We start from the raw sequence: 2,732 nt of genomic DNA, 5'->3' as shown, positions 1-2,732 counted from the left end.
TTTTCCAGTTCCGGGGCTTGATCCTTCGAGACGATGCGCCGTCGCCAACGACGGGCTGTTCAGGGATCAGGTCTTAACCCTCATGGTGAGGAGCGCTGTTCGCGCGCGTCTCGAACCATGAGGCCACGGGATCTGTGATGGCGTCGTAGATGGGCGGATTGGCGATGGCGCAAATCCGCCCAGTTCTCAGCCGCCGCCTGCCCTGGGTTGCCAGTCCACCACGCCGTAGACGATGCCGAGCAGGATGCCGTATCCCATTTCAAATCCCGGGCAGGCGTGGATCGGATGCGGCGACAGGGTTCGATTGCCGCCGAACACCGGATGGACATCGGTGACGCCGGCACGGAGGTCTTCCTGCGTCGCCTTTACCAGGCTGAGAGTGATCTTGTCGCCGGCGCGGACCTGCACCGGATGGGTGGTGCCGAGCGTGTGGTCCTTGGCCGCCGTGCGCCACAGCGCGTCCGGCGTCGGCGCCATCTGCATGGCTTGCTGCATCGGCTGTTCGATCACGTCCTGGGCGCGAATGAATTCGTCGGCCTCCTTGCTGCCGTTGAGTTTGGCCTGCAGCACCATCAACGTCGCAGTCCTCTGCCAACTCTTGATGATGGTGACCAGATTGCCGTTGATGGTCGGCAGCGCGCCCATCATGGCGCCGACAATGGTTCGCGCCAGCAGGTCATCCTGTCCGGGACCTCCAGGGAATTCTGCGAAGAAGGCCTTGGCGAGGACGCCGACGGGCGGGTTTTCAGGCGCGCGCCGCGAAGCCACGTACTTGCCGACCGCCTCGCGCAGGATCTGACCGGTGCGCTGACCGATGAAGGTCAGCAGCGGATCCGGATCGGGGTGGAAGATATAGGCCGAAGGCGGCGTGTAATCGCCGGGGCAGCGCCCCGGCGGAACGAGGTTCGCAAGACCGAAGCCGCCGGCCTGCACGAATTCGCCATCCGGGATGTCGAACCAATGCTTGCACAGCGCCGCCAGCACGACGTCCGAAAGCTGCTGAATGTCGAAGGTGGCGGGACCGGGCAACGCCGCCAGCGCGGCACGCGTCTCCTTCAAAGCGAGATCGAAGGCCTCCCGCCGGGTGACGCGTCCGATCGCGGCGTTGGCGTTGGTCGACAGCTTTTCGTATTCCGGCCCCCAATCCATGCCGAGATAGATCGGGCCGATGCTTTGGGTCATGCGCGCCTGATAGCCCGCATTGGTGTAATTGCCTTCGCTGTTGATCAGAACCTGCATGAACAGATCTTTGCTGGTGACCAGAATGCCCTCCGGGGTGCGCCCAACGCCACCTTCCTGGTCTTGTGTCCAGGTCGCTACCGCCTTGGCATGCTTGTCGGAGAGGCGTTCGAGCATCATCCCCCACATCGTGCTCAGGCCCTGGGCGGTCGCTCTTGTCAATGCACCGAGCTTGTCGACCAGGCTCGGTTCAGCGGCATCTTGTGACATCGGTTTCTCCTGAGGTCGGATGTTCGTATTGTGGAATGGTCGTTGAAAAAGTCCTGAATCGAAAATCTTTTCATGCACAGGGATGCGAAATCTGTGCTTTCCAGCAATTGGCCCGCTATGCCGACCCCGTGATCTGGCCATGGCCGACCGTATTCCATCTTGCAAGCTGAGGTTGATCTTTGCAACGCAAATAGCGGGCGGGCGCCTGGCCGGGTCTCAAACTCGTTACGGCGCTCGCGGCGAGGATGGGTGCGCCAAGGCGGTCCGCAAACCCGTCATCGACTTGTCATGCGTGCGGGGCGTTGGTGCCGAGGCGCAAACGGAATTGACAGCCCAATCGTGCCGCATTAGTTGCATGGGATGGCAAGCAAAAGCACGATGCTCCGACGTTGCCGACCGGCACCCAACGCGCGGGAGCGCTGACGGCTGCGTGACGGCGGCCGGTTCGCTCGAAGCCGCGCCCGCAGAGCGCGGTTTTTTCATTTCACACCTTGATCTCGACCACGTTCAACCACCACCGGGAAGATGCACATGGCCGTCACCACCCTTGGCAAAACCCTTGGCAAAACCCTTGGCAAAACTCTTGGCAAAACTCTTGGCAAACAAGCCGGCCCGGCCGCCGACAGCACCCGGAACAAGCCGGCCATCTTCATCGATGGCGAGGCGGGCACCACCGGGATCGAAATCCGCGACCGGCTGGCCAGGATCGAAAGCGTCGACATCCGTGCCATTGCACCTGACAAGCGCAAGGACCCATCGGCGCGACGGGCCCTGATGGCGGAGGTCGATCTCGTCATTCTCTGCCTGCCGGACGAGGCCGCCAAAGAAGCCGTTGCGCTCGCCGACGAACTCGGCGCCGACGCCCCGCGCATTCTCGATGCTTCCTCGGCACACCGGGTCTGCGAAGGCTGGACGTTCGGGTTTCCCGAGATGGCTGCCGCGCAGGGCGATGCGATCGCGCGCTCGCGGCGGGTCTCGAACCCCGGATGCTATCCGACCGGCGGCATCGCGCTGCTTCGCCCGCTGGTCGAAGCCAAATTGATGCCCCCGGACTATCCGGTGACGGTCAACGCCGTATCCGGCTATTCAGGCGGCGGCAGGTCGATGATCGAGGCCTATGAGTCCGGCACGGCGCCGCCCTTCGAGCTTTACGGCCTCGGGCTGGAGCACAAGCATGTGCCGGAGCTGCAAAAATACAGCAAGCTCAGCCGCCGGCCGATCTTCGCGCCATCGATCGGCAACTTCCGGAAAGGCATGCTGGTCTCGGTGCCGCTGCATCTCGA

Annotated in this window: 2 protein-coding genes; one reads left to right on the top strand and one right to left on the bottom strand. The window is 63.1% G+C overall.

The genetic code is table 11. The features are described from left to right. Positions 1-186: 186 nt before the first annotated feature. Entirely contained in the window at positions 187-1,449 is a 1,263-nt protein-coding gene (locus ABSG20_RS34090; RefSeq protein WP_423868834.1) for a cytochrome P450 family protein, read from the bottom strand. 531 nt (positions 1,450-1,980) lie between these two features. On the opposite strand from ABSG20_RS34090, the gene argC reads away from it, so the two are divergent. Continuing rightward, a partial coding sequence (argC, locus tag ABSG20_RS34085) for an N-acetyl-gamma-glutamyl-phosphate reductase (protein ID WP_423868833.1) occupies positions 1,981-2,732 on the top strand: 752 nt, incomplete at its 3' end.

Source organism: Bradyrhizobium sp. (genome assembly GCF_049512235.1).
Classification (GTDB): Bacteria; Pseudomonadota; Alphaproteobacteria; order Rhizobiales; family Xanthobacteraceae; genus Bradyrhizobium.
Note: the sequence above shows the minus strand (reverse complement) of the source record. Positions and strands in the feature narration are given on the sequence as shown.

Coding starts and splice junctions, on each gene's coding strand:
- ABSG20_RS34090 (WP_423868834.1), bottom strand. CDS start 1,449: ATGTCACAAGATGCCGCTGAACCGAGCCTGGTCGACAAGCTCGGTGCA.